This window comes from Streptomyces sp. NBC_01450, assembly GCF_036227505.1.
Lineage (GTDB): Bacteria > Actinomycetota > Actinomycetes > Streptomycetales > Streptomycetaceae > Streptomyces.
Genome location: NZ_CP109480.1, coordinates 3,771,251 through 3,797,811 on the forward strand (window position 1 = coordinate 3,771,251; position 26,561 = coordinate 3,797,811).

The 26,561-nt window shown below is 71.4% G+C and carries 26 protein-coding genes; 14 read left to right on the plus strand and 12 right to left on the minus strand.

The features are described from left to right. Nucleotides 1–158: 158 nt before the first annotated feature. Together OG568_RS16750 and OG568_RS16755 are read right to left on the minus strand one after the other, a co-directional pair. On the minus strand, nt 159–1,406 hold the full coding sequence (locus OG568_RS16750; protein WP_266586255.1) for a polyamine ABC transporter substrate-binding protein: 1,248 nt from the start codon (nt 1,404–1,406) through the stop codon (nt 159–161). Between the two features lie 265 nt (nt 1,407–1,671). Further along, nucleotides 1,672–3,195 (minus strand): gamma-aminobutyraldehyde dehydrogenase, encoded by a 1,524-nt coding sequence (locus OG568_RS16755; protein WP_329532171.1) that lies wholly within the window; start codon nt 3,193–3,195, stop codon nt 1,672–1,674. 178 nt (nt 3,196–3,373) lie between these two features. On the opposite strand from OG568_RS16755, the gene OG568_RS16760 reads away from it, so the two are divergent. Further along, nucleotides 3,374–4,012 (plus strand): NADAR family protein, encoded by a 639-nt coding sequence (locus OG568_RS16760; RefSeq protein WP_329532172.1) that lies wholly within the window; start codon nt 3,374–3,376, stop codon nt 4,010–4,012. 136 nt (nt 4,013–4,148) lie between these two features. On the opposite strand, the gene OG568_RS16765 is transcribed toward OG568_RS16760, so the two are convergent. After that, on the minus strand, nt 4,149–5,027 hold the full coding sequence (locus tag OG568_RS16765) for a DUF4190 domain-containing protein (RefSeq protein ID WP_329532173.1): 879 nt from the start codon (nt 5,025–5,027) through the stop codon (nt 4,149–4,151). Between the two features lie 103 nt (nt 5,028–5,130). Between OG568_RS16765 and OG568_RS16770 the strand changes: the two genes are divergently transcribed. After that, nucleotides 5,131–6,246, plus strand: coding sequence for an adenosine deaminase (locus OG568_RS16770; RefSeq protein WP_329536372.1), 1,116 nt, complete (start codon nt 5,131–5,133; stop codon nt 6,244–6,246). Between the two features lie 20 nt (nt 6,247–6,266). Beyond that, nucleotides 6,267–6,950 (plus strand): glycerophosphodiester phosphodiesterase, encoded by a 684-nt coding sequence (locus OG568_RS16775; RefSeq protein ID WP_329532174.1) that lies wholly within the window; start codon nt 6,267–6,269, stop codon nt 6,948–6,950. Nucleotides 6,951–6,984: 34 nt separating this feature from the next. Here OG568_RS16775 and OG568_RS16780 read toward each other — a convergent pair whose 3' ends face one another. Both OG568_RS16780 and OG568_RS16785 read right to left on the minus strand, forming a co-directional pair. Continuing rightward, nucleotides 6,985–8,721, minus strand: a complete 1,737-nt coding sequence (locus tag OG568_RS16780) for a sigma-70 family RNA polymerase sigma factor (protein ID WP_329532175.1) — start codon at nt 8,719–8,721, stop codon at nt 6,985–6,987. A 159-nt stretch (nt 8,722–8,880) separates the two neighbouring features. Next, the gene (locus tag OG568_RS16785; protein WP_329532176.1) at nt 8,881–9,735 is read right to left on the minus strand and encodes a class I SAM-dependent methyltransferase; all 855 of its coding nucleotides are present in this window, start codon (nt 9,733–9,735) and stop codon (nt 8,881–8,883) included. A 210-nt stretch (nt 9,736–9,945) separates the two neighbouring features. Here OG568_RS16785 and OG568_RS16790 point away from each other — a divergent pair, with 210 nt between their 5' ends. Then, nucleotides 9,946–11,565, plus strand: coding sequence for an MFS transporter (locus OG568_RS16790; protein WP_329532177.1), 1,620 nt, complete (start codon nt 9,946–9,948; stop codon nt 11,563–11,565). Nucleotides 11,566–11,679: 114 nt separating this feature from the next. Continuing rightward, nucleotides 11,680–12,678, plus strand: coding sequence for an Lrp/AsnC family transcriptional regulator (locus OG568_RS16795; protein WP_266586239.1), 999 nt, complete (start codon nt 11,680–11,682; stop codon nt 12,676–12,678). A gap of 34 nt (nt 12,679–12,712) precedes the next feature. Here OG568_RS16795 and OG568_RS16800 read toward each other — a convergent pair whose 3' ends face one another. The 5 genes from OG568_RS16800 to OG568_RS16820 all read right to left on the minus strand — a co-directional run bounded on the left by OG568_RS16800 (nt 12,713) and on the right by OG568_RS16820 (nt 15,526). Continuing rightward, nucleotides 12,713–13,294 carry a PadR family transcriptional regulator gene (locus OG568_RS16800; protein WP_266629142.1) on the minus strand — a complete coding sequence of 194 codons (582 nt, stop codon included), beginning with the start codon at nt 13,292–13,294 and terminating at the stop codon, nt 12,713–12,715. 88 nt (nt 13,295–13,382) lie between these two features. Continuing rightward, a complete protein-coding gene (locus OG568_RS16805) occupies nt 13,383–13,865 on the minus strand; it encodes a hypothetical protein (protein WP_329532178.1) in 483 nt (160 codons plus the stop codon). Then, on the minus strand, nt 13,849–14,340 hold the full coding sequence (locus OG568_RS16810) for an RNA polymerase sigma factor (RefSeq protein ID WP_329532179.1): 492 nt from the start codon (nt 14,338–14,340) through the stop codon (nt 13,849–13,851). Before OG568_RS16810 ends, OG568_RS16805 begins: the two co-directional genes overlap by 17 nt. Nucleotides 14,341–14,495: 155 nt before the next feature. Further along, the gene (locus OG568_RS16815; protein ID WP_266430797.1) at nt 14,496–15,107 is read right to left on the minus strand and encodes a class F sortase; all 612 of its coding nucleotides are present in this window, start codon (nt 15,105–15,107) and stop codon (nt 14,496–14,498) included. Beyond that, nucleotides 15,104–15,526: a sortase-dependent protein gene (locus OG568_RS16820; protein ID WP_329532180.1), complete on the minus strand. Its 423-nt coding sequence runs from the start codon at nt 15,524–15,526 to the stop codon at nt 15,104–15,106. The genes OG568_RS16815 and OG568_RS16820 overlap by 4 nt, the downstream gene beginning before the upstream one ends. Before the next feature lie 201 nt (nt 15,527–15,727). Between OG568_RS16820 and OG568_RS16825 the strand changes: the two genes are divergently transcribed. Then, the gene (locus OG568_RS16825) at nt 15,728–16,186 is read left to right on the plus strand and encodes a MarR family winged helix-turn-helix transcriptional regulator (protein ID WP_329532181.1); all 459 of its coding nucleotides are present in this window, start codon (nt 15,728–15,730) and stop codon (nt 16,184–16,186) included. Nucleotides 16,187–16,325: 139 nt separating this feature from the next. On the opposite strand, the gene OG568_RS16830 is transcribed toward OG568_RS16825, so the two are convergent. Continuing rightward, the gene (locus OG568_RS16830; RefSeq protein WP_329532182.1) at nt 16,326–17,519 is read right to left on the minus strand and encodes an ABC transporter permease; all 1,194 of its coding nucleotides are present in this window, start codon (nt 17,517–17,519) and stop codon (nt 16,326–16,328) included. 129 nt (nt 17,520–17,648) lie between these two features. Here OG568_RS16830 and OG568_RS16835 point away from each other — a divergent pair, with 129 nt between their 5' ends. Next, nucleotides 17,649–18,122: a MarR family winged helix-turn-helix transcriptional regulator gene (locus OG568_RS16835; RefSeq protein ID WP_329532183.1), complete on the plus strand. Its 474-nt coding sequence runs from the start codon at nt 17,649–17,651 to the stop codon at nt 18,120–18,122. A 268-nt stretch (nt 18,123–18,390) separates the two neighbouring features. On the opposite strand, the gene OG568_RS16840 is transcribed toward OG568_RS16835, so the two are convergent. Further along, a complete protein-coding gene (locus OG568_RS16840) occupies nt 18,391–18,813 on the minus strand; it encodes a RidA family protein (protein ID WP_329532184.1) in 423 nt (140 codons plus the stop codon). Nucleotides 18,814–18,928: 115 nt separating this feature from the next. On the opposite strand from OG568_RS16840, the gene OG568_RS16845 reads away from it, so the two are divergent. The 7 genes from OG568_RS16845 to OG568_RS16875 all read left to right on the plus strand — a co-directional run bounded on the left by OG568_RS16845 (nt 18,929) and on the right by OG568_RS16875 (nt 26,538). Beyond that, nucleotides 18,929–19,753 (plus strand): fumarylacetoacetate hydrolase family protein, encoded by an 825-nt coding sequence (locus OG568_RS16845; protein ID WP_329532185.1) that lies wholly within the window; start codon nt 18,929–18,931, stop codon nt 19,751–19,753. A 2-nt stretch (nt 19,754–19,755) separates the two neighbouring features. Next, nucleotides 19,756–20,238 carry a cupin domain-containing protein gene (locus tag OG568_RS16850; protein WP_329532186.1) on the plus strand — a complete coding sequence of 161 codons (483 nt, stop codon included), beginning with the start codon at nt 19,756–19,758 and terminating at the stop codon, nt 20,236–20,238. Then, nucleotides 20,235–21,161, plus strand: coding sequence for an acyl-CoA thioesterase (locus OG568_RS16855; RefSeq protein ID WP_329532187.1), 927 nt, complete (start codon nt 20,235–20,237; stop codon nt 21,159–21,161). Before OG568_RS16850 ends, OG568_RS16855 begins: the two co-directional genes overlap by 4 nt. Before the next feature lie 63 nt (nt 21,162–21,224). Beyond that, the gene (locus OG568_RS16860) at nt 21,225–22,865 is read left to right on the plus strand and encodes an AMP-binding protein (protein ID WP_329532188.1); all 1,641 of its coding nucleotides are present in this window, start codon (nt 21,225–21,227) and stop codon (nt 22,863–22,865) included. Further along, a complete protein-coding gene (locus OG568_RS16865) occupies nt 22,862–25,231 on the plus strand; it encodes a bifunctional salicylyl-CoA 5-hydroxylase/oxidoreductase (protein ID WP_329532189.1) in 2,370 nt (789 codons plus the stop codon). The genes OG568_RS16860 and OG568_RS16865 overlap by 4 nt, the downstream gene beginning before the upstream one ends. A gap of 38 nt (nt 25,232–25,269) precedes the next feature. Further along, the gene (locus OG568_RS16870) at nt 25,270–25,677 is read left to right on the plus strand and encodes an acyl-CoA thioesterase (protein ID WP_329532190.1); all 408 of its coding nucleotides are present in this window, start codon (nt 25,270–25,272) and stop codon (nt 25,675–25,677) included. An 18-nt stretch (nt 25,678–25,695) separates the two neighbouring features. Continuing rightward, the gene (locus OG568_RS16875) at nt 25,696–26,538 is read left to right on the plus strand and encodes a PaaX family transcriptional regulator (protein WP_266591454.1); all 843 of its coding nucleotides are present in this window, start codon (nt 25,696–25,698) and stop codon (nt 26,536–26,538) included. Nucleotides 26,539–26,561 lie beyond the last annotated feature (23 nt).

A 26,561-nucleotide genomic window follows, 5' to 3' on the forward strand; every position in this document is an offset into this window, starting at 1 on the left:
GGTGTGGTCCCTGGATGTCGGGGTCGTAGGGGTGTCCGGGGCGGGTTGCGGTCGCCGCCGGTCGGGGGCCGCGCGGCGGAGCCGGCACGCGTCTCCTGGGGCGCCGGGCAACCGCCCTGGCGGCCCGGACCACCGCAACCGCTCAGCCGCCGGAGGCGTTACGCCCCTGTGAGCTTGGCGAACTTCTCTTCGTAGGCCGTCTCTTCCTTCTGCGTCAGCGAGCGGAAGGCGTGGGACTTCGCGGCCATGGCCTTGTCGGGGATGATCAGCGGGTTGTCCGCCGCCGACTTGTCGAGCTTCGCGAGCTCGTCCTTGACCCCGTCGACGGGACAGACGTAGTTGATGTACGCGGCGAGCTGTGCGGCCGGACCGGGCTCGTAGTAGTAGTCCATGAGCCGTTCGGCGTTCGTCTTGTGACGGGCCTTGTTGGGGATCAGCATGTTGTCCGTGGACGTCAGATAGCCGCTGTCCGGGATGATGAAGTCGACGTCCGGGCTGTCCGCCTTGAGCTGGACGACGTCGCCCGCCCAGGCGACACAGGCCGCGAGGTCGCCCTTGGTGAGGTCGGACGTGTAGTCGTTGCCGGTGAAGCGGCGTATCTGGCCTTTGTCGACGGCCTTCTGGAGTCGGGCGATCGCCGCGTCGAAGTCGTCGTCGGTGAACTTCGCCGGGTCCTTGCCCATGTCGAGCAGCGTCATGCCCATGCTGTCGCGCATCTCCGAGAGGAAGCCGACACGCCCCTTGAGCTTGGGATTGTCGAGCAGGTCGGAGACCGACTTCACCTCGATGCCGTTCAGCGCCTTCTTGTTGAAGGCGATGACGGTCGAGATGCCCTGCCAGGGATAGGAGTAGGCGCGTCCGGGGTCCCAGTCGGGGCTGCGGAACTGGGCGGACAGGTTGAGGTACGCGTGCGGGAGGTTGGAGGCGTTCAGCTTCTGCACCCAGCCGAAGCGGATCAGCCGGGCGGCCAGCCAGTCGGTGACCACGATCAGGTCGCGCCCGGTGTCCTGGCCCGCGGCGAGCTGCGGCTTGATCTTGCCGAAGAACTCGACGTTGTCGTTGATGTCCTCGGTGTACTTGACCGAGATGCCGGTGCGCTTGGTGAACGCGTCGAGCGTCGGGTGGTGCTTCCCGCTGTCGTCGACGTCCATGTACTCGGTCCAGTTGGAGAAGTTGATCGTCTTCTCCTTGGCCGAGTGGTCCTCGGCGGAGACGCCGCCCTGGGTCTTGCCCGCCGCCGGGATTCCGCAGCCGCTCAGTGCACCCAGCCCGCCGACGGCGAGCGCGCCGCCCGCGGAGGCGCGCAGCAGCGAGCGGCGGCTGAGGGCCGCCCTGCCGTTCCTGAAGCTGCGCCGCATGGCGGCCAGTTGGGCCGGGGAGAGGCGGTCGGGCTCGTACTGCTCCATGCTCGTGATGCCCTTTCGGAAGGGTCGCGGCCGTGGTCTGGCGGCCTGGTCTGCCACTCGGCGATAGTCGGAAGTCGACGCGCGGCCGACTCCGGATCGACTAGGGGGTGTTTGAGAAGTCCAGTGCGGTGCCTGCGGTGTTCGGTGCGTGCCCTCGGCGTGCCGGACGAAGGCTCTCGTAGCGGAGCTACCAGGGTCTTTGGCCGGTGCGGCGAGGGTGCGTGCCGGGCGCCGCGGGTGCTGTGCGGGACTTCTCAAACACCCGCTAGGGCCGGTCCCCGAAGATCGTGCGGTGCCAGTCCTTCCTGGCGACCGCGGTGTTGTCGAACATGACGTGCTTGATCTGGGTGTACTCCTCGAACGAGTACGCCGACATGTCCTTGCCGAAGCCGGACGCCTTGTAGCCGCCGTGGGGCATCTCGCTGATGATCGGAATGTGGTCGTTGACCCACACACAGCCCGCCTTGATCTCCCGGGTCGCACGGTTCGCCCTGTACACGTCCCGGCTCCACGCGGAGGCGGCGAGGCCGTACGGAGTGTCGTTGGCGAGCCGGATTCCCTCGTCGTCGCTGTCGAAGGGGAGCACCACCAGGACGGGACCGAAGATCTCGGACTGCACGATCTCGCTGTCCTGAGGAGCGTCGGCGACGAGCGTGGGCCGGTAGTACGCGCCGTCCTTGAGCTCCTCGGGGATCTCTCCGCCCGTCACCACGCGCGCGTAGCCGCGGGCCCGGTCGACGAATCCGGCGACGCGGTCGCGCTGGGCGTGCGAGATCAGCGGGCCGAGGTCGGTTCCTGACGCGAACGGGTCGCCGAGGCGGACGCTCGCCATCAGGGCGGCCGTCCTGGACACGAACTCTTCGTAGAGGGGCCTTTGCACGTACGCGCGCGTGGCGGCCGTGCAGTCCTGCCCGGTGTTGATGAGCGAGCCGGCCACCGCGCCGTTCACGGCCGCGTCCAGGTCCGCGTCGTCGAAGACCACGAAGGGGGCCTTGCCGCCCAGCTCCAGGTGGAGCCGCTTGACGGTCGAGGTGGCGATCTCGGCGACGCGCTTGCCGACCGCGGTGGACCCGGTGAAGGAGGTCATCGCCACGTCGGGGTGGCCGACGAGGTGCTCGCCGGCGTCCTTGCCCGCCCCCGTCACGATGTTGATCACGCCGTCCGGGATGCCCGCCTCGGTGGCGGCCATGGCGAAGAGGAGCGAGGTCAGCGGGGTCAGTTCGGCGGGCTTCAGCACGATCGTGTTGCCCGCGGCGATCGCCGGGAGGATCTTCCAAGCCGCCATCTGGAGGGGGTAGTTCCAGGGCGCGATGGAGCCGACGACGCCGATGGGCTCGCGGCGTACGTACGAGGTGTGGTCGCCGGAGTACTCGCCCGCGGACTGCCCCTGCAGATGCCGGGCCGCACCCGCGAAGAAGGCGGTGTTGTCGATGGTGCCGGGCACGTCGAACTCACGGGTCAGCTTGAGGGGCTTTCCGCACTGGAGCGACTCCGCCCGGGCGAACTCCTCGGCGCGGTCGGCGAGTACGGCGGAGAAGCGGTGCAGGGCGTCGGAGCGCTCGCCGGGGGTGGCGCCCGCCCAGCCGGGGAACGCCTCACGGGCGGCGGCGACGGCCGCGTCGACGTCGACGGTGCTCGCCAGCTCGTACGTGTAGACCTCGTCGCCGGTGGCGGGGTCGACGACCGCGTGCGTACGGCCCGAAGTGCCCTTGGTCAGCCGGCCCGCGATGTACTGCGCGCCGTCCGCGAAACGGTCCTGCGCCTGGAAGCGATGGCCCGGATTGTGCATGTCGCTCTCCTCCGCCGTTCTCCCCGGTGACGCGGGGGTGGGCGTAGCTCCAGCTCGATTTGAGTGCCGATCCTGACAGAGCCAAGGGACTCCAACAAGTGATTCCGTTGTTGCCTTTTGGTTACGCGACGGAATCTGTCGACCAGGTGTCGAGTCCCCATGGAAAAGGCGGGACGGAATGTCAGTGGTGCGTGCCACAGTGGCGTGCATGGCGAAGATCGATTCTTGGGAAGCGCTGGTCAGCGCGGTCCGCTCGGGGGCGAGAGTCAAGTACCTGCACTTCTGGGGGCACCGCCCGCGACCGGACGGCCAGGTGAGCGCGAGCTGCCTGAGCCAGTGGTGGCCGTCGCCGTTCGTGGTGGACGGTGTCTCCTACGCGACCGCGGAGCACTGGATGATGGCGGGCAAGGCACGGCTCTTCGGGGACGCGGAGGCGGAGCGGCGCGCGATCGAGGCGTCCAGCCCCGCACTCGCCAAGAAGGCGGGGCGGCTCGTGCGCGGCTTCGACGAGGCGACCTGGCAGCGGGAGCGCTTCGGGATCGTCGTCGAGGGCAGCGTGCACAAGTTCGCCGCCCATCCCGAGCTGCGGGCGTTCCTGCTGGGCACGCGCGCGCGAGTACTGGTCGAGGCCAGCCCCATGGACCGGGTGTGGGGCATCGGGCTCGCGGCGGACGACGAGCGGACGGCGAATCCCGAGCGGTGGCGCGGGCTGAACCTGCTGGGATTCGCCTTGATGGAGGCGCGCGAACGCCTCCAACAGAAGGACCTAGGGCCTGTCCGGCGGATCAAGTCGGAGAGAAGCGGCGGTCTCTCATAAGCGTAGGTGAGCGGGGCTTGGTGCGTGCAGCTGCAAGGCGGAGGAGGGCGTCGACGCGGAGCGTAGGCAACCGACGACAACGCCGCAGATGGGCGTGCCAAGCCCCGCGTCTGCGGCATGATCCGCCGGACAGGCCCTAGCCGAGGTGCGGCACGACGAGTGAGGTGGAGTAGCCGTCGTCCCCGCTGAACGGGTCGCTGTCGCCGCTGTCGTCCGGGAGGGCGAAGAAGACCACGATCATCGCGATGCCGAGCGCGATGCCGACCGCTCCGCAGATGATCCCGGCCAGCGCCTGCCCGGGGTTGTTCGCCTCGCCGTGGCGCGCCTTGCGGCGCCCCAGCACGCCGAAGGTCACCGCGAGGATGCCCAGGATGATGGCCACCGGCCACAGACAGAACACGACGGCCGAGATGATGCCGAGCACCAGTCCGGCGGTGCCCATGCCGTTGCTCGGCGCCGGAGGCATCATCGGCCAGCCGTAGCCGGGCGCGCCCGGGTAGGCGGCTCCCGGCGCGGGGTAGGCCGGGTAGCCGTATCCATATCCGTACGAGACCTGGCCGGGGCCCTCGGGGGCGATGGGCGGCGGGGGAACCGGCTCTCCGGGAACGGGGTGGGGCGGGGGCCCGGCGGCGGGGGACGCGAAGGGGTTGTCCCAGGACTGCGGCGGGGACTGGGGATGAGGGTGCGGCTGGGGGTGGCTCGGGGTGCCCGTTCCGGGGAGGGCGACGACCGTCGGCTGGTTGTGCACCGAGGGGGGTGTGGGAGCACCGGGCGCGCGGGAGGGTGCCTGGTCCGCGGGCGGGGCCCAGAGGTTCGGCTCGGGGCTCGCTCCGGCGGCGCCGTTGTCCTGGGGGTCCTTGGACGGGGAACCCGGCTGGGGGTCACCGCCGGGTATCGCGTCCTCGGGACCGGTGGCCGACGGCATGTCGATCTGCGTCGGCGGCGGAGCCGACGGGTCCGGGGACGCCCACGGGTTCGCGGCGGCGTTCTGCGGCGCCTGCGCGTCGTCGGACATGTGTGAGGTCCCCTCCCCTGTCTGTACCTGCCGTCATGCTACGGCCCGCGGCCGCGCCCCGTGAGCGGCGGCCTACGATGATCCCCGAGTCACCGATCAGCCGATCACCCGCGTCCCCTCCACCACCTTCCGGGGACGCCGCTTTGGGGAGGAACCCTTGACCGACCAGCTCAGCACCCGCGAGGGCGTCCGCGACCTGCACGCCTTCATCGCCGGACTGCCCAAGGCCGAACTGCACGTGCACCACGTCGGATCCGCCTCCCCCCGCATCGTCTCCACCCTCGCCGCCCGCCACCCCGACTCCCAGGTGCCGACGGACCCCGAGGCCCTCGCGGACTACTTCACGTTCACGGATTTCGCCCACTTCATCCAGGTCTATCTGTCCGTCGTCGACCTCATCCGCACCCCCGAGGACGTGCGGCTGCTGACGTACGAGGTCGCGCGGGACATGGCCCGGCAGCAGGTCCGTTACGCCGAGCTGACCATCACCCCGTGGTCCTCCACCCGCCGCGGCATCGACGAGCGCGCCTTCATGGACGCCATCGAGGACGCCCGCAAGGCGGCGGAGGCCGAGTTCGGGGTCGTCCTGCGCTGGTGCTTCGACATTCCCGGCGAGGCGGGGCTCGAGGCGGCCGAGGAGACCCTGCGGCTCGCGACCGACGACCGGCTGCGACCGGAGGGGCTGGTCTCCTTCGGGCTCGGCGGGCCCGAGATCGGCGTACCGCGGCCGCAGTTCAAGCCGTACTTCGACCAGGCGATCGCGGCCGGACTGCGCTCGGTGCCGCACGCGGGTGAGACGACCGGGCCGGGGACCGTGTGGGACTCGCTGAACGAGCTGCGCGCCGAGCGCATCGGGCACGGCACCAGCTCCGCGCAGGACCCGAAGCTGCTCGCCCACCTCGCCGAGCACCGCATCGCGCTGGAGGTCTGCCCGACCTCCAACATCGCCACCCGCGCGGTCCGCACCCTCGAGGAGCACCCCATAAAGGAGTTCACCCGGGCCGGGGTCCTCGTCACCATCAACTCCGACGACCCGCCGATGTTCGGCACCGACCTCAACAACGAGTACGCGGTCGCCGCCCGCCTCCTCGACCTCGACGAACTCGGCCTCGCCGCGCTCGCCAAGAACGCGGTGGAGGCGTCCTTCCTCGACCCGGCCGGCAAGACGCGCCTCGCCGAGGAGATCGACACCTACGCCTCGGCGTGGCTCGCTCCCTGAGCGACCAGCACAATGGGCCCATGCGCACCGTGACTGCCGTGGCCCACCGCGGCGCCCCCTATCGCGTCCGCGAGAACACCCTCGACTCGCTGCGTTCCGCGCTCCAACTGGGCGCGGACGCGGTCGAGATCGACGTACGGCTGACCCGCGACAAGGTGCCCGTACTGCTGCACGACGAGACGCTGAAACGGCTGTGGGAGCTGGAGCGGCCGCTCACGTCGCTCTCCTCGGACGAGGTGCACGGACTCACGGACGGCGGGGTGCCGACGCTCGCGGAGGCCATCGAGGCGACCAAGGACAGCCGGATCCTGGTCGATCTGCCGGGTGAGCCCGACGGCGCCGCCGTACGCCGGATCGTCGATGTCGTCCGCGAGTGCGGGGCCCAGGACCGGGTGTACTACTGCGCGGGTGCCCCGGCCATGCTGGCGGTGCGCGCCGCCGACCCCGCCGCCGAGATCGCGCTGACCTGGACGAGCATCGCACCGCCGCGCCCGGCCCTTCTCGAAGCCGTACGGCCGCGCTGGCTCAACTACCGCTTCAGCCTGGTCGACCGCGCCCTGACGGCCCGCGTCCACCGCGGCGGCCACCTGCTCTCCGTGTGGACGCCCGACACCCGCCGTTCCATGCGCCGGCTGCTCGACATGGGGGTGGATTCGATCACGACGAACCGCATCGACGCGCTGTGCGCACTGCGCAAGGCCTGAGTCGACGCGGCCGGTTCGAATGGATGTGGAGGAGTCACGAGGAGACCCGCGAGCTCCGGCTCACCGTCGCCGGGTCGGTGGGGGTCGAGCGGGTCAGGTACTGCGGCACCGGGGATGTGTCCTTGCCGTTGTCGCGGACGAGGCCGTAGCGGACCGCGCCCTGGGCCGGACCGGTGGTGACGTCCTCGGTCACCTTGTCCCAGGTCGAGGTCTGGACGAAGAGGTTGTAGTCGGCGGGGCCCTCGTTCTGGTGGAGGGTGACGGTGCCGTCGATCCAGAAGTACTCGTTCTGCCACATCTGTTGGGTGCCGGACGGCAGGACGGCGTAGCCCACGGACGGGCCGCCCATCCATGTCGTGCCGTCCGTCGAGCCGGGCTGGACGTCGTCCATGCGATGACCGCCGCCCGAGGCGACGTGGAAGAGCTTGCCGCTCAGCCCGGTCCAGGTCGGCATGAGCAGGGCGCCGGGACGTTGCTGAGGCAGGACCTGCCAGCGGACCCGGAAGTAGCCCTGGCCGCTGAGGGTGACCGTCTCGCCGCGGTGGGTGAGGCCGGTGGCGGGCGCGCCGGTGGCGGTGACGCCCTTCTCGGCGCGCCGGGGCAGCGCCACCGGAAGCGCGCTCGCGGCGGGCGCGCTGTCGACGGCGTCGACGACGGTGCCGTACAGCTGGGCGCGGGTCTTCGAGGGCGACGGTGAGGGCGACAAGGAGGCGGAGGGGGACGGTGACCCGGTCGGGGTCGGGGAGGGGGACGGCTCGCCCGTACGTCCCGACGGTGGGCGGGCGGTGCTCGCCGCCGTGGGCGAGGCGAGGGCCGGGGGCGGATCGGCGGGCGTCCGGGTGACGACGTACAGGCCGCCCGCCGCGAGGGTGGCACCCGCCGTGACGGCGACGGCGGGCTTGGTGAGCAGACCGAGGATCTTGGCGGACCAGCCGACGGAGGTGGCGGCGACCGCCGTCTTGCCGCCGAGCGCGAGCGACAGCGTGAAGCCGACCGGCAGCGGGACGAGGGCGATCCCGACGAGGAGGCGCTCGGCCGGTACGACGGCCTCGCGGGCGCCCGAACAGTACGCGCAGCCCCGGATGTGCCGGGCCAGCCGCTTGCGCCACACCGAGTCGGGCCGTCCGCCCCAGCGGGCTGTCACCAACCGCAGGGCGGGGCACGGGGAGTTGCCCGCGCCGGGATGGTGGCCGTCGAGCGCCCGCACGATGTCCCGCGCGGTCTCCAGCCGCTGTTTCATCCGCTGCACCCGCACCGCCGCGTGCTGCCTGCTGATCCCGACCGCCGCCGCCAGCTCGCGCCGGGTGAGTTCGCCCGCGACCTCCAGCCACCACAGCGAGAGCAACTGGCGGTCCTCGTCGTCGAGCCAGCGCACCGCCTCCGCGACCTCGCGCCGCTGCCCCTCCAACTGGAGCCGCAACACGGTCAGTTCGGCGAAGTCGGCGGCCTGTTCGCCGGCACCGTCGGCCAGTGGCTCGACCGTCCGGCGGCGCGAGCGCTCCCGTATCTGCCGCATCGCGATGGCGACCAGCCACGACCGGAAGCTGTCCGGGTCACGCAGCGAGCCGAGGTTGTCGACGGCGCGCAGCATGGTCTCCTGCACGACGTCGTCGACGTCCGCGTGGCCGTTCAGGGCGCGGCCGACGATGTTGTAGACGAGGGGGAGCCAGCCCTCGACGAGTTCGTCGAGCGCGCGCCGGTCACCGGCCTGCGCGGCCGCGATGGTGGAGCGCCACTGCCGCCCGTCCACGTACGTCCCTTCCGGTGTCACGGTGACCGCCCGTGGCGCTTGGCAACACACGGGCGGGAGTGCAGGATCCCCCACCCCGGCGAGCCTGTCCGCGCGCTATGCCGCAGATCACAGCCGTTCGTCGGGTCCCGACACACAGGAGACGGAGGGACGCCGTCCGCGATAACAGTTTTTTGCCCGTCACCGCGGACTCGCCGTCACATCCGCCGTCACATCCGCCGTCAGACGGGCCGTCACGAGATGCACGTTCATCCCGCACGGGACGACCCCGTTCGGCGCCGTGAGATTCTTCGCCCCGGTGAGGAAAGCCGCGCGCAGGGACTCCACGGTGGCCGGGTCGAGCGGGCCGATGTCATAGACACCCGACAGGGCGTCCCACACCTGCTCCACCGGTCCGCTCAGGTCGATGGGGACGGTCTCCCAGTCGACCGGAGCGAATCCCACCGGCGCGAGGACGCTGTCGAGCCCCGCACGGCTGCGGGTCCTGCGGTCCCCGAGGGCGGGGATGCGCTGCTCGGCGGGGGCCGTCTCGATCGCGGACCGCAACAGCCCGATGAACAGTTCGTACGCCTCACCGCCCACGGCGCCGCCGCCGATCACGCAGGCCAGCATGCCCCCGGGGCGCAACACCCGGGCCACTTCCGCGGCGACCTGTTCCACCTCCCCCATCAGCATCAGGGCCATGTGGGAGACGCAGGCGTCGAAGGTGTCGTCGGCGAAGGGAAGGTCCTGGGCCCGGCTCTCCGACAGCGTCGTCCCGGCGGGCAGCGGTCGGCGTCGCGCCAGCGCCAGCGCCTCCGGGGAAAGGTCCACCCCGGCCGGCCGCCGTCCCCCGGTCCGGGCGAGCAGTTCGAGCAACAGGCCGTCGCCGCAGCCGAGATCCAGCACCCGACCGTGTCCGGCGACCCGGTCGCACAAGATCTCGTAGCTGGACCGGCCGTCCGGCGCACGGCCACCGGCGAACGCGTCCACCGTCACCGCCGGCCGCTCGGCGTGGAAGGCCCGCAGGAAGGCTTCTTGCGATGTCGTCGTCATACCCGCGAACCTATCCGCCGTGCGGGTCGCCAGGTCGGCGGCCTCACACCTCCTGACAACAATCACGGAAATCCCGGGAAACCGGGTCCGGAATGTCGAATTTCCAGGTTTTCCCCCGCCCTGGCTGGCCCCGGCCCGCAGGCGGCCCCGAAGGTGAGCGCCGTATCGAGCGATCGCGGTGCGGTGCGCCGCAGGGGGAGAGGGAGTTCCGTGAACGTCACGACAACGGCGCACGAGCCGCGGGAACGGCGGGCGGCCACGCTTGTCATGGCCTGCGTGGGCGTGTTCGTCGCGTATCTGCCGGTGACCACCGTCTCGGTGAGTCTGCCTGCCATCCAGCGGGCGCTGAACACGTCGACCGCCCAACTGTCGTGGGTCTCGGACGCGTTCGTGCTGCCCATGGCCGCGCTGATCCTGACCGCCGGTGTCTTCGGCGATGTCCACGGCCGCAAGAAGGTCTTCCAGGCGGGCCTCGCGTTCAGCGCGGTGGGAGCGGCGATCGCGCTGTGCGCGCGGTCGGTCGAGGTCCTCTGGGTCGGCCAGGCCTTCGCCGGTCTGGGCGCGGCCGCCCTGCTGCCCACGACGCTGGCGCTGATCAGCCACGCCGTGCCCGACCACCGCGAGCGCGGCAAGTTCGTCGGGCTGTGGGCCACGGCCCTGTTGGGAGCCCTGGCCGTCGGCCCCGTGATCGCGGGACTGATCCTGGAGCACTTCTCCTGGCGCTGGATCTATCTGCTGCCCATACCCGCCTCGCTCCTCGCGATGGCCGTCGCGGCCCGGCTGGTGACCGACTCGCGCGCCCCCGGCTCACGGCGCCTGGACTGGCCCGGCCAGATCACCGCCGCGGTGGCGATCACCGCGCTGGTCTACGGCGTCATCGAGGGCGGCGCCGGCTCCTTCACCGAGGTGAAGGTGATCGTGGCCCTGGTGGCGGCGGCGGTCGCGGCCGTCGCGTTCGTCCTGGCGGAGCGGCGCAGTGACAGCCCGATGCTGGACCTGACGCTGTTCCGCAGCCCCGCCTTCACCGCCACGACGCTCGTCGCCATGATCAGCTTCCTGGGCCTGATCGGCTTCTTCTTCGCCCTCAGCCTCTACTTCGGCATGGTGCAACAGCTCAGCACCCTGGAGGCGGCGGCCCGGATGCTGATGGTCACGCTGATGTGCATCCTCGTCGGGGTACCGGCCGGACGGCTGATGCACAAGGTGTCGCCGCGCGTCCTGATCACCGGCGGGCTGCTGGTGACCGCTGCCTCGCTGCTGTCGCTGACGTCCATCGACGCCGGAACGTCGTTCGGTTCGCTGGCCTGGCGGCTCGCCCTGCTGGGCCTCGGCCTGGGCTTCGTCATCACGCCCATGACGGCCGCGGCCGTCGCCTCCGTACCGTTCCGTCAGGCCGGTATGGCGGCCGCCGGGAACAGCGCCTTCCGCCAGGTCGGCGGCGCGCTCGGCCCGGCCGTCCTCGGCGCCGTGCTGTCCACCAAGGCCGTGCACACCCTGCCGGGCCACCTCACCGACGTCGGCCTGCCCGCCGCGACGGTACGGAGCGTCACTTCCGCGGTGGACGCGGGCGGCCTGGGCGCGGTCGCGGGCATGAACCTGGGCGCCGACCGGGGCCGCGCCCTGGGCGCCCTGTCCGAGGCCTTCCTCGACGGCCTCCACCTGTGCCTGATCATCGCCGCGGTGCTGACCCTGGTCGCCGCGGCGGTCGGTGCCGTACTGCTGCGCAGTCCGCGGCGGCCGGCCACCGGCCCGGTGGCCGGATCCGGCGCCGCCCCGGCGGCGCTTCAGGAGACCGGGGCGGCGGAGCCCCGGCTGGGGCAGCGCGGCTGACCCCGGCACCAGGGGCGTCCTTTCGTGGGGACGGAGCGGGCGCCCTTACGGGCCCGGGACCATGCGGGTCCCGGGCCTCGCCGTCGTGCACGATCATTGACCTCGGGAGTCCACATGGAGCGGGAGGAGGCGGAGCCGATGCCGTCCCGCGCGCTCGACCCGCTCGACCTGAAACTGCTGCAGTGTCTGCAGATCGACGGACGGGCCCCGCTCACCCGGATCGCCGAGGTGCTCGGGGTCTCCGACCAGACCGTCGCCCGGCGCATGCGGCGGTTGCGCACCACGGCACGCCTGCGGGTGCTCGGCGTGGTCGACGAGAGCCTGCTCGGACGCACCAACTGGATCGTCCGGCTGCGCTGCACCCCGGACGTGGCCGAGCAACTGGCGGGCGCGCTCGCCCGGCGCTCCGACACCGCGTACGTGTCGCTGATCTCCGGAGGCACCGAGGTGCTGTGCACGATGAAACCGCGCAGCCGGCAGGCCCGGGACGAGCTGCTCTTCGACCGGTTGCAGCGCACCCCCCGAGTCGTGTCGGTCAGCGCCCACTGTGTGCTGCACTCCTTCTACGGCGGCCGGCTGGACTGGCTCAACAAGGCCGACGGGCTCGCCCCCGACCAGCGGGCGACCCTACGCCCACCGCCGGTCGAGCCGGTCACCGAACCCGTCACGCTGGAGGCGGCCGACGAGGCGCTGCTGGCCGTGCTCGTCCGGGACGGGCGTGCCACCCTCACCGAACTCCAGGCGGCCACCGGCCAGACCGAGTCCGTGGTCAAGCGGCGTCTGGAGCGTATGCGGGCCACCGGGGTGCTCTATTTCGACGTCCAGTTCGACCAGGAGCCCCTCGGCCACGACGTGGAGGCCATGCTGTGGCTCACCGTGGCGCCGGCCGCGCTCGCCGACGTCGGGCGGGCCCTCGCCGCGCATCCCGAGGTGCGTTTCGCCGCGGCGACCACCGGCCAGGCCAACATCGTCGCCGCGACCGTCTACCGCAACAGCGCGGAGCTGTACACGTATCTGAGCGAGAAGATCGGCGCCCTCGACGGTGTCCGGGCCGTCGAGACCGCCCTGACCCTGCGCCTGGTCAAGCAACTCGCCTACGACCCGGGCCGCTGACTTCGCGCGGGGCGGCCGCGGGGTACCGGGAGCCTCAGCCGCGAGCCCTGGCGCCGAGGGCCTCGGCCCGCTGGTCGAGCCTCCTCAGGACCGTCTCCCCCCACTGGATGTTCCCCTGTTCCAGGGTCATGCCGCCGAGCAGGGTGAGGTAGGGGCCCACGCGTTCGACGGTGGCGAGGTACTCCTCCTCGGTGCGCCCGGCCAGCATGCGTTCCTGCGCGCGCCGGTAGCGGGCCAGCTTGGCTCCGGCCCGTTCCACGCGCTCGGCGACCCCGGCCCGTACGGCCTCGGCGTCGCCGATGTCGACGCACTGCACCTTGACCAGCAGCTCGTCCCGGATCGCCGTCGGCTTGCTGGGGACTTCGGCCGTGTAGGCGCGCATCGCGTCGAGTCCGGCCTCGGTGAGCGAGAAGAGCCGCTTGTTGGGACGGCGTTCCTGCTGCACGACGCGGGCGCGGACGAGCCCTTCGCCCTCCATGCGCTCCAGCTCGCGGTAGATCTGCTGGGGGGTGGCCATCCAGAAGTTGGCGACGGAGGCCTCGAACCCCTTCGCGAGGTCGTATCCGGACGCCTCGCCCTCCAGAAGCGCGGCCATCACCGCGTTGCGCAGAGCCATTTCCCCAAATTAACACCCCGTATCGACACTCCATTGATTAGTCAACGCAGTGACGATCCGTCGGTCGATCACTCGGTCGTTCACTCGGTCACTGGGGTGGAGATCCGCTCGGCGCGATCGACGGCTCGGCGACGGGCGTGGTCGGTGTCGAGGACGGCGCCGGGGTGGGGACGGCCGGGCGGGTCGTGGCGCGGCCGGTCGTCCGAGCCGTCTGGGTGGGAACGGCCGTCCGTCTCCCCGGGGTGGGACTGGGGCTGACGGACTCGGGGGACGCCTGCGGGGTGGGGGGCACGGCCGACGGGCTGCCCTCGGAGGGCGGGGCGAGCGGGACCGTCGGGGACGTGGGCGCCTGGGACGTCGACAGGCGGACCGGCAGCGCGACGAGGACGGCGACGGCGCACACCGACCCGACCCCTACCGCGGTGCGCAGCAGCCGGCGGCGGACCGCACCGCGACGGATCGCCTCGTAGCGACCGGCGGGCGGGCCGAGGTAGTCGGAGGCGGGCCGCAGGATGACGGCGAGCGGGTCGTCGGGTTCGAAGTCCGAGCCCTCGTCAGAGTGTGTGATCAAGGCTTCTCCTCAGGTGGGCGCGGAGCAGTTCGCGGGCCGCGTGGAGGTCGGCCTTGATGGTTCCTTCCTTGCGTCCGGTCAGCACGGACACCTCCCGGATCGGCATGTCAGCGTAGTAGTGCAGGAGGATCGGGACGCGCAGTCGTTCCGGCAGCGACTGCACGAGCAGGCGTACGGACGGGTCGGACTGTTCGGTGTGCGGGCGGACGGCGACCTCTGCGGTGGCACGGTGTACGGCTCTGCGTTCGCGCTCCAGCTTGCGCCAGTGGTCCCGGACGAGGTTGGCGGCGGTGACGTAGAGGAAGCCTCGGGGCTCCGCCACGGAGGTCCAGCGGGCCCAGAGCCGGGTGAACGCCTCGGAGGCGATCTCGTGGGCCGTCTCGTCGTCGTCGACGAGACGGCGGCACCAGCCGGCGAGGCGCGGATAGAGGGCGGCGAACAGCTCGGACGCGGCCTTCTCGCGGGACCGTTTCAACGCTCTCCATGGTCGTGGGGGTGCTCGGACACCACTCGGGTGCCCGGATGGATGCCACTCGTGAGTCTTGTACCGCACTCGTGGGTGAGGAGTCCGGGCCGCCGGCGTACGTTCCAGCGGCCCGGGATCCCCCGCGATCCGGGGGCGGTGGTGGGTCAGGGGCTCGCGGAGCTCAGCGTGGCGAAGACGATCACGTTGTCGGGGTATCCGTCACCGGTACGGGCGCCGCCGCATGTGATGAGCCGCAGCTCCGGCCGGTCCACGTCCCCGTAGACCTCGTCCGCCGGGAAGTCCGCCTTGGCGACCGTCCGTACGGCGTCGACCGTGAACTCCGCCGTCCTGCCGTTCTCCAGGCGCGCCACGATCCGGTCGCCCCGGTGCAGCCGTGCGAGGTTCCGGAACACCCCGTCCCCGTAGGAGCCGACCGTGACATGACCGAGGATCACCGACGGGCCGGTCTGTCCCGGCGTCGGCGAGTGCCGGTACCAGCCCGCCCGGTCGTGCGCCGTGATCGGGGGCACCTGCACGCTGCCGTCCGCGGCCAGCCCCAGCCGCATGACCGGGGTGTCGACCCCGATGGCCGGGATCCGCAACCCGACCGGGACCGAACGCCCGAGGGCGTGCGCGGCCTTCGCGGAGGTCCGCGAAGGCACCGGCGTGCCGCTGGGGTGTCCGGGTGCGGCCGAGTCGGTCCCGTGGCCGCCGCAGCTCACGAGCAGTGAGGCCATCGCCGCGGTGACGAAGGCGCGCCTGGAGAGCGAGGTCATTCCCCGGTCGCCCGCCGGCGACGTACGACGAAGACCGCCGCGCCGCCCACGGCGAACACCGCAGCGGCACTCCCGCCGATCAGTCCGCCCTGGCCTCCGGACTTCGACGCCGTCGGCGCCACACCGGTGTCGGGAGCTCCCTTCGGTACGACGGAGACCTGGCCCGGGGACGGCGCCCGGGTCGGCAGGCCGGCGCTCGGAACCGGGGACGGGGTGCCGGAGCCCGGACGGGTGCTCGGCACCGCGCTCGGGGCGGCGCTCGGGGCGGCGGTGGCGGTCGGCGCCTGGGACGGGGCGGGGGTGGCGGTCGGACGGACCGTCGTCGGTACCGGGCTCGCCCCGGAGGCGAACGCGGGCACCGTGCTCGCCAGCACGGCGGTGCACGCGAGTGCCATGGTGCTGAGGACAGTTCGGCGCATGAATCGCTCTCTTTCGTCGGTCCGCCCGTCCGGTGAACCGGCGGGCTGAGTTACGGATCGTGCGAAGAGACGAGGCAGCGGGAGAGCGGGTTGTAAAGAGCGGGCAAAGCCGGGCGACAGGAGGCGATCCTCACACAATGGAAGCCAACTGATAATCTCCGGCACACCACCATCAGTTGACTTATAAAGAGGGCCCGCGACGTGAACCTGCACCATCTCGACCGGCCCGCCGGGAACATCGCGTGGGAGATCGGCCAGATCCTGGCGACCCGGGTCGAGCGGACCCTGCGCCCCCTCCACCTCACCCTCGCCCAGCACAGCGCCCTGACACAGGCCACCCTCACCCCGGGTGTCATCTGCGCCACCGCCGCACGCCGAACGGCCATCACCCCCCAGTCCATGGGCACCGCCGTCAACGGACTCGTCGCACGCGGACTGCTGGAACGCCGCACCACCCCCGGCGACAGACGCACCCAACGCCTGTACGCCACCGAGGCCGGACTGCGGCTCGCGGCACAGGCCGACGCCGCCGTGCACGCCACCCACGCCGAAGCCCTGGATGCGCTGACACCGGCGGAACAGGGACAGATCCACACAGTGCTCCTGAAACTCCTGGCAGCACTGAATCCGGCGGCCACGGACGTCGACCGCACACGATGAGGAACCGCACACGACGCGTGGGCGCCTCCCCGGCAAAGACGAAGACGAAGGGCACGCTCCGGCGCATCGCACTCGCGCACCGGCCCCGATCAGCCGCCCGAACAGCCCTGCGGGTCGCTACGCCCGGGCCGGAGCACGCTCACCCGAACCACGTCGCGCGCTGCTGCGCCCCTTCGTCGAAACCGCTGCCGCCGAGACCGGACAGACCGCCAGGCCCGGCCTGCCACGTCGCCTCGACGCCGGTCCCGGCCTGCCACGTCGGCTCGGTGCGGGCCCCGGCCTGCCACGTCAGCTCGGCGCGGGTCCCGGCCTCCTCGACCGGAAGGGCTGCCGCGTACTGAGGCTCGGCCGTGTTCTGCTCGGCACTCGGGCCCTCGCGTCGGAACACGTCCTTCAGGTAGAGCACGGCGGCGGCGCCGAGCACCCACAGCGGGAGGATCACCAGGGCGCGGGTCAGACCGTCGTTCTGGAACCCGGACAGCCCCTGCATCGCGCGCACGCCCACCCCGACGGGCAGAACCTCGGACAGCGGGTGCAGCCAGGACGGAAGGTACGCCGCCGGCAGGACCCCGCCGCTGCTGGCATTGCCGAGGATCAGCAGGAGTATCGAGGCAAGACTGACGCCCGCGGAGCCGAAGAGTCGCAGGAGCACCATCGTCGTGCCGCCGACCGCGGCGCCCATCAGCGCGACGACGAGGGCCAGGGGCAGGGAGGCGCCGGGCAGCGCACCGAACCCCACGCTCCCGCCGATGAGCGCGACCATGATGCCGCCGATCACTCCGAACAGGGCCAGGCTGCCCATACGCCAGCGGAACGTGAGCCGGGGTGCGAGCTGGTAGGTCGTCATGCCGAAGAGGTATCCGGCCAGCACCAGGCCGAAGGCCGCGTAGAAGGCGGAGAGTCCCCGGGTGTCCTCGGCCGCCGACGGGGCGACGTCCTCGACGGAGAGGTGCTGGTGTTCCGCACGGGCCACGCCGCCGAAAGCGGTGGTCACGGTCGCGGTGACGCCGGCTCCGTTGGCGCTGGCGTAGAGCAGGTTCCCCTTGCCGAGGTAGGCCGCGTAGACGGACCTGTCCTGGACGGCCCGTCGGGCGGCGGATTCGTCGGGGTACGTCTCGAGCGTGAAGCCGCCCGGTACGGCGCGCGCGAGGCCCTCGCGCAGCTGCGCCTGATGCGTGCCGACCTCCGTCGTGCCCACGCGCAGCTCATGCGGGCGTGGCGCGTGGAAGGCGGCGAGATAGACGCTGACGAACACGGTGCCTATCAGCAGGACGACCGCCACGGGGCCCAGGACGGCGCGTGCGGTTCCAGGGCGGGGGAGCGGATGGGCCACATCCAGCGCATGCTTGTGAGACTTTGCGGAAGAGGAGCGAAGGGCCATCGCGAACAGATTCCTAGAATAGAAGCCAACTGATAGTCTGTTGTACATCATAATCAGTTGACTTACAAAGGGATCCGCCACGTGAACCATTCCGACCAGCGCACAGGCCATGTGGCCTGGCAGATCGGCCAGATCATGGCGACCCGGATCGAGCGCACACTGCGCCCGTTCCAATTGACCCTCGCCCAGAACAACGCCCTGATGCAGGCCATCCTCGATCCGGGTGTCTCCAGTGCGACCGCGGCCCGCAGGACCGCGATCACCCCTCAGTCCATGGGAACCGCGGTGAACGGGCTGGTCGAGCGGGGACTCCTGGAACGCCGGACCACCCCCGGCGACCGGCGCACCCATCGGCTGCACGCCACCGAGGCCGGCCGGCGGCTCGCGGCGGAGGCCGGGAGCGCGATGGACTCCACTCACGCCGAAGCCCTGGAGGCACTGACGCCACAGGAGCAGGAGCAGGTGCACTCACTGCTGGTGAAACTGTTGACGTCGCTGAATCCGGCGTCCATGGAAGGCGACAGCGCGCCCCGGGGAGCCCGCGAGCCGATGTAAGGCCGGCAGGCGGGGCTCAGAAACCGCCGCCCGCCTCGACGGTGCGGCCAGTGACGCAGGCGGCCCAGGGCGCCGTGCGCCTTCCCCCCCCCCCCCCCCCCCGCCCGAACGGCACGGAGGACATCACCCTTCCACCCGGGAGCAGAGCCGGCATCCGCGTATGCCCAGCCGCCCCGGGATGTACCGCTCGTCGAAATGCCGGGCAGCCGGCCCTCACGCGTCAGGGGCCGGCCCCGGTACCTGCGGGCCGGCCCCTGACGCCGTCGCCTCAGCTCTGCGGGCGGATGAGCCGCTCGTCCGGGATCACGGCGACGCCGAGAATCTCGATCATCGCCTCCGGCTGCCAGAGGGCGGTCGTGCCGATGCCGGCCATCGCCGGAAAGACCGGGCCCCCCGCGAGCTCCTTCCAGGCCTTCCCGATCTCCTTGCCGTGCGCCTGGTAGTCGGGGATGTCGGTGAGGAAGAGAGTGATGCTCACCAGGTCCCCAGGAATCCCGCCGGCGGCGCGCAGCGTGGTGAGCAGGTTGCCGAACGCCTGCCGGAACTGCTCGACGATGCCGCCCGGGACGATGCGCATCCGCTCGTCGAGCGCGGTCTGGCCACCCAGATAGAGCGTGTTGCCGCTCAGTGTGCCGTGCGAGTAGCCGCTCGGCGCGGGGAGCGAGGGCGGGTTCACCGGGATCGGAGTCATTGCGCGTACCTCCTGGGACGGGGTGAGTGCAGGCAGCGTAACCCATCTATTGACTGTTTTCGACGATCGTGAAAATCTCGCTATATCGCTGCCCGAGGCCCCAGGGAGAACTCCGATGAAACTCGCCACGGTGGCTCACAACGGCCGTACGACGGCCGCCGTCCTCGACGGCGACCACTGGCGCTCGTTGCCGGCCGACAACCTCTCCGACCTGCTGGCCACCACGGCGCTCGACCGCGCCGCGGACCTCGTCGGCGAGGACCTGCCCGGCGCCGTCCCCGTGCTGCCGCTTCCGTCCCCCCGGAAGGTGGTGTGCTGCGGCCTCAACTACGCCGACCACATCACCGAGATGGGCCGGGAGCTGCCGGCCCACCCCACGCTCTTCGCCAAGTACGCCGACTCGCTGACCGGACCCGAGGACGACCTGGTCCTCCCGAAGGGCCTGGACGTGGACTGGGAGGCGGAGCTCGCGGTCGTCGTCGGCGCCGAACTCACCGGCGCGGACCGGGATTCGGCCCGGGCGGCGATCGCCGGCTACACCGTCGCCAACGACATCAGCGTGCGGGACTGGCAGAAGCGCACCCTGCAGTGGTTCCAGGGCAAGGCATGGGACCGCACCACCCCGCTCGGTCCGGTGGTCGTCACCCCCGACGCACTCGACCCGGTCGCGGGCGTCGAGGTGATCTGCCGGGTGGACGGCACCGAACGCCAGCGCGGCAACACTCGCACCCTCGTGTTCGACGCGGCCGACCTGCTCGCCTACATCTCCACCTTCACCACCCTGCGCCCCGGCGACGTGGTGCTGACCGGAACCCCCGGCGGCGTCGGGATGGGCATGACCCCGCCGGTCTTCCTCGCCGACGGCGACCTCGTCGAGACCGAGATCCCCGGCATCGGCACCCTGCGCAACCGCCTTCGCCTGACCGATTCCAGGAGCTGATCATGGAACCCGATTTCTCCAAGTACGCCCTGGAGGGCGACAACTCGATGTACGCCGACGAGTCCGGCCTGGTCGTGCCGTTCGTGACGCGCGGCGGCCTGGAGGGCGGCGCCACCGGCCAGTCCGCCGGCGCGACCCGTGTCTCCGGTGTCTCCGTCCAGCACACCCCGGCCACCAGACTGTGGTTCGGAAAGGTGAGCAACGAGCCCGGCTACCGCTCGGTGACCCACCACCACGGCGAGGCCGAGACCGGCGGCTACGTCCTGTCGGGCCGGGCGCGCATCTACTTCGGCGAGAAGTTCGAGGACTACGTCGACATGGCGGAGGGCGACTGGGTCTTCGTACCGCCGTTCATGCCGCACATCGAGTGCAACCTCTCGCGGTCCAGGCCACTGACGTGGATGACCACCCGGACACCGGAGAACATCGTCGTCAACCTGCCCGACGTCGCGGACGCCGACCTGCGCAACTGGCTGAACCGATGACGAGGACGGAGCCGACGTCCGCGGCCTTCGCGGCGGCGGTCACGCTGAAGCCCGCCGAGCCCGAACACTTCGACCGCGCCTTCACCGCGACCACCCAGCCCTGTCCCTGGCCGAAGGCGTACGGCGGCGACATGGTCGCCCAGGCCGCGGCCGCCGCCATCCGGTCGGTCGAGGACAAGACGCTGCACTCCATGCACTCCTACTTCCTGCGGCCGGTCGACATCGGCGCCGAGGTGCGCTACGAGGTGGAGCTGCTGCGCGACGGCCGCGGCTACGCCACCCGGCAGGTCCGTGGCTTCCAGAACGGCAAACCCGTCTACGTCTGCCTCGCCAACTTCGCGGCGGGCGAGCCGGGTTCGCGGGAGTACGCCATGCAGCCGCCCGCGGACGTACCGGATCCCGAGTCGCTGCCCACCGCGGGGTCGTATCTCCGCGACACCGCGTCCCGGCCGACCCCCCAGCCACCGCACACGATGACCGACGCGGTGCGGGAGTACTGGGACGGCGGCCGCAGCTTCGACATGCGGCACGTCCCCGGCCCCCTCTACCTCACCGTCGAGGGCGAGCGGACCCCCCACCAAGCGGTGTGGGTACGGCCGTTCGACCGGCTCAAGCCCGTCGACGGGCTGACCGACGCCCAGCGCGACCTCGCCGCGCTCGCCTACGTCTGCGACTTCACGATCCTCGAACCCGTCCTGCGCGTGCTCGGCCTGCCATGGACCCTGCCGGGACTCGTCACCGCCAGCCTCGACCACGCGATGTGGTTCCACCGCCCCGGCCCGGTGGACGGCTGGCTCCTCTACGCCCAGGAGGCCATCGCCGCCGAGTCCGGCCGCGGCCTCGCCACCGGCCGGTTCTTCACCGCCGCCGGAGTCCACCTGGCCACCGTCGTCCAGGAAGGCCTGATCCGCACCGCTTCCTGAACTCCTGTGCTCTGCACGGCCCGCGCCCGCACCCGGCACGGACCCCGCAGAAAGGAACCCTCGATGGCCCTCGCGCCCTCCGCCTACCCGGACACGTTCGCCCGCGACCACCTCCCCCCGCGCCACCTGTGGCCGGTCCTCGAATTCACCACAGCCGAACTCCAGTACCCCGAACGCCATAACGCCGCCACCGAGATCATCGACGTACCCGCCACCGCCTTCGGCCCCGACCGTCCCGCCCTGCGCACACCGGAGGGCGAGGTGTGGACCTACGGCGAACTGCTGCGCCGCGCCAACCAGGTCGCCCACGTGCTCACCGAGGACCTCGGCCTGATACCCGGCAACCGGGTGCTGCTGCGCTCCCCGAACACCCCGTGGACCGTCGCGGCCTGGCTCGGCGTCCTCAAGGCCGGCGGCATCGTCGTGACGACCATGGCGGCCCTGCGGGCGCGCGAGCTCACCCCCATCGCGGAGAAGACCCGCCCCGCCGTCGCGCTGGTCGACCACCGGTACACACGGGACGTCGAGGCCGTACGCGACACCGTCCTGCCGGACCTCACGATCGTGCCGTACGGCGGCGACGCACCCGACGACCTGACCCGCCGGACGGCGGCGAAGCCCGCGGAGTTCACCGCGGTGGACACGGCCGCCGACGACGTGGCCCTCTTCGGCCCCACGTCGGGCAGCACCGGCGTACCGAAGATCACCACCCACTTCCACCGCGACCTCCTCTCCATCGACAACACCTTCGGCCGGCACACCCTCCGGCTGCGGCCCGACGATCTCGTGTCGTGCACCGCGCCGCTCGCGTTCACCTTCGGCCTCGGCATCCTGGTGGTCTGCGCCCTGCGCGCCGGCGCGTGCGCGCTGCTGACCGAGGCCGTCGCACCTGAGCCGCTCGCCGACCTCGTCGCCGAGACGGGGGTCACCGTCCTCGCGACCGCGCCGACGGCGTACAAACAGATCCTCAAGTCCGGCAAGGCGGACCGGCTGCGCAGTCTGCGCACCGCGGTCAGCGCCGGGGAGCACATGCCGGACGACGTGTGGCAGCAGCTGCACGCCGAGACCGGGATCAGGGTCATCGACGGCATCGGGGCCACCGAGATGATCCACATCTTCATCTCCGCCGCCGGTGACGACATCCGCCCTGGAGCGACCGGAAGACCAGTGCCTGGCTACCGCGCCACCGTCCTCGGCCCCGACGGCGAGGAGGTCGGCCCCGGTGTCGAGGGACGGCTGGCGGTGATCGGCCCGGTCGGCTGCCGCTACCTCGACGACCGGCGCCAGGAGACCTACGTCGTCAACGGCTGGAACGTCACGGGCGATACCTACATCCGTGACGAGGACGGCTACTTCCGCTACCGCACCCGTACGGACAACATGATCGTCTCCTCCGGCTACAACATCGGAGGCCCCGAGGTCGAGGCCGCGATCGACACCCACCCGGACGTGATCGAGTGCGCGGTGGTCGCCAAGCCCGACCCCGAACGCGGCTCGGTCGTGTGCGCCTTCGTCGTGCTGCGCGAGGGGGTGGCAGGCGACGACGCCAAGGCCAAGGACATCCAGAACTACGTCAAGGCCCGGCTCGCGCCGTACAAGTACCCGCGCGCGGTGCGCTTCAGCGACGCCCTGCCCCGTAACACCAGCGGGAAGCTCCAGCACTACCTGCTGCGCCAGTTGATCGAGAAGGAGAACCAGGCATGAGGATCGCAATCGTGGGGGGCGGCCCGGGCGGGCTCTACTTCGCCGCCCTGATGAAGCAGCTGGACCCCTCCCACGAGATCACCGTCTGGGAGCGCAACTCCCCCGACGACACCTTCGGCTTCGGGGTGGTCTTCTCCGACGAGACCCTCGGGGGCATCGAGAACGCCGACACCGTCGTCCACGACGCGATGGAGAACCGATTCGCCCGGTGGACCGACATCGACATCGAGTTCAACGGGCACCCGTTCACGGTCGGGGGCCAGGGCTTCGCGGCGATGTCCCGCAAGGACCTGCTGCACATCCTCCAGGAGCGAGCCGCCGCGCTGGACGTCACCGTGCACTACCTGACCACCGCGCCGGACCCGGACGAACTGCGCGAGTCCCACGACCTCGTGGTCGCGGCGGACGGGCTCAACTCGGCCGTGCGGACCAAGTACGCCGACGCCTTCGGCCCCTCCTTGGACCGGCGGGCGAACAAGTACATGTGGCTGGGCACCGACCGGGTCTTCGAAGCCTTCCAGTTCTTCGTCAAGCAGACGGAGTTCGGGACCATGCAGATCCACGGCTACCCGTACTCCGACGCCGGATCGACCTTCATCGTCGAGATGCAGGAGGACGTGTGGCGTCGCGCCGGCTTCGACGCGACCGAGGGCACGGCGTTCCCGCCCGGGGTCTCCGACGAGCGGGCCGTCGCACGGATCCGTGAGATCTTCGCCGGGGAACTGGCCGGTCACACACTCCTGACCAACAACTCGAAGTGGCTCAACTTCACCACCGTCCGCAACCGGCGCTGGTACCACCACAACGTCGTCCTGCTCGGCGACGCCGCCCACACCGCCCACTTCTCGATCGGCTCCGGCACCAAGCTGGCGATGGAGGACGCCCTGTCCCTCGCCGCCTGTCTGCACGAACACCCCACCGTCGCCGAGGCGTTGACGGCGTACGAGACCGAGCGCCGTCCGGTGGTGGAGTCCACGCAACGCGCCGCCCAGGCCTCGCTGGAGTGGTTCGAGAACATCGGCATGTACGCCGGCCAGGACCCCGCGCAGTTCTGCTTCAACCTGCTCACCCGCTCCCGCAGGATCACCTTCGACAACCTCAAGGACCGCGACCCCGGCTTCGCCGAGCTGATCGAGCGCGGCTTCGCGCAGGCACAGGGGCTGCCGGAGACGGCCCCGGCGATGTTCCAGCCGTTCTCGATCGGCGGCCTGGAACTGAAGAACCGGATCGTGCTCTCCCCGATGGACATGTACTCGGCCGTGGACGGCGTACCGGACGACTTCCACCTGGTCCACCTGGGCTCCAAGGCGCTCGGCGGCGCCGGACTGGTCATGACCGAGATGGTCTGCGTCTCACCCGAGGCACGGATCACCCCGGGCTGCTCGGGCCTGTGGAACGACGAGCAGCGCGAGGCGTGGGCCGAGGTCACCGCCTTCGTCCACGAGCGCAGCACGGCGAAGATCGGGCTCCAGCTCGGCCATGCGGGCCGCAAGGGCTCGACCAGGCTGATGTGGGAGGGCATCGACCAGCCGCTCGACGAGGGCAACTGGGAGGTGCTCGGCCCCTCCGCACTCCCCTACGGCGCGGGCAGCCACGTACCGCGCGAGATGACCCGTGCGGACATGGACGCGGTCCTCGCCGACTTCGCGGCCGCCGCCCGGCGGGCCGGCGACGCGGGCTTCGACCTCCTCGAAGTGCACGCCGCCCACGGCTACCTGCTCTCCTCCTTCCTCACCCCCGTCGCGAACCACCGGACGGACGAGTACGGCGGCGAGTTGGCCAACCGCCTGCGCTTCCCTCTGGAGGTCTTCGACACCGTGCGGTCCGCCTTCCCCGCCGACCGCCCGGTGACCGTACGCATCTCGGCGACCGACTGGACCCCCGACGGGAACACCGAACACGACGCGGTCGAGATCGCCCGGGCCTTCGTCGCCCACGGAGCGGCGGCCGTCGACGTCTCCTCCGGCCAGGTCACCAAGGACGAGAAGCCCGCGTTCGGCCGGTCCTACCAGACCCCGTTCGCCGACCGGATCCGCCACGAGGTCGCCGCCCCGGCGGGGGCGGCCGTGATCGCCGTGGGCGCGATCTCGTCGTACGACGACGTCAACTCGATCCTGCTCGCCGGCCGCGCCGACCTGTGCGCGCTCGGCCGCACCCACCTCTACAACCCGCAGTGGACCCTGCAGGCGGCCGCCGAGCAGGAGTACCGCGGCCCGGGCGCCCAGTGGCCGACGCAGTTCGCGGCCGGCCGCCGCAAGCCGCCCACCTCACGCACCGACGCGGTCCGCCCGCGCCTCGCGCTGCTGCGCGAGGCCCCCCGGGACGCCGTCCACCTGCGGTGGACGCCCGGCCGGACGACGGGATGAGCCGTCCGGGCCGTCCGTTCGGTGTCCACCGTGCCCGCGTGGAATGGGTGGACACCGACGCCGCCGGGATCTACCACAACACCACCGTCGTGCGGTTCGCCGAGGCGGCGGAGGCCGCGCTGATGCGGGAGCACGGCGTCCCCGGCTACTTCCCGGTGGCGCCCAGGGTGCGCTACGAGGCGGAGTTCGAGGCACCTCTCCTGTTCGGCGAGGCGGTGGAGACCCGGGTCGAGCTCATCCGCCTCGGCCGGTCCTCGATGACCTTCGCCTTCGAAGTGTGGCGGGAAGCCTCCGACGGCCGGCCACGCCGACGTGCCGCCCGGGGCAGCTACGTCACCGTGCACGTCCCCGACAAGGAAGCGGGCGGCAGCGCCCCCTGGCCGGCCGCCTGGCGCACGGCGCTGGCCGAAGGGGTGTACCCGGAGGCGGTCGACCGACTCCGGTAAAATTCCGCTTTCGTGACCATGAGCGACCTCGTCGACGACGACCCGACCCAGGCGGCACCGCCGCGATCCCTGATCGTGACGGTCTACGGCCTCTACGCGCGCGAGGTCGGCGGCTGGATCGGGGTGGGCACCCTGATACGGCTGCTCTCCGAACTCGGCGTCGACGCCCAGGCGGTCCGCTCGTCGATCTCCCGTCTCAAGCGCCGCGAGATCCTGGTGTCGGAGCGGCGCGACGGCCGGGCGGGCTACGCGCTCTCGCCGTACGCCCGCTCTGTCCTCGAGACCGGTGACCGGCGTATCTTCGAGCGCCACGCCGCCCCCGCCGACGGCTGGGTCATCGCCGCCTTCTCGGTACCGGAGAGCGAGCGGCAGCACCGCCACCAGCTCCGGTCGCGGCTCACGTGGCTGGGCTTCGGCACCGTCGCGTCGGGAGTCTGGATCGCTCCCGCCCACGCTCTCGACGACACCCGCGACCACCTGCTCCGCCACGGCCTGGACCAGTACGTCAACCTCTTCCGCGGCGACTACGTGGCCTTCGGGGACCCCGCCGAACAGGTCAGCCGCTGGTGGGACCTGGCAGCACTCCAGGGCCTCTACGACGAGTTCGTCGCCAGGTTCACGCCTATGGCCACGCGTGCGGCCGAGACCGAGAAGAACACGGCGTCCCGGGACGCGTTCGTCGACTACGTCCACGTCCTGACAGCCTGGCGACGCTTCCCCTACCTCGACCCGGGCCTGCCCGCCGCCCTCCTCCCGGCCACCTGGTCCGGCACAACGGCAGCGGACCTCTTCTTCGAGCTGCGGCGCACCTTGGAGGAGCCGGCACACGAGTTCGCGCGGGGCCTGCTGGCCGACTCCTGACGTTCTCGCACATGTCCTGGACG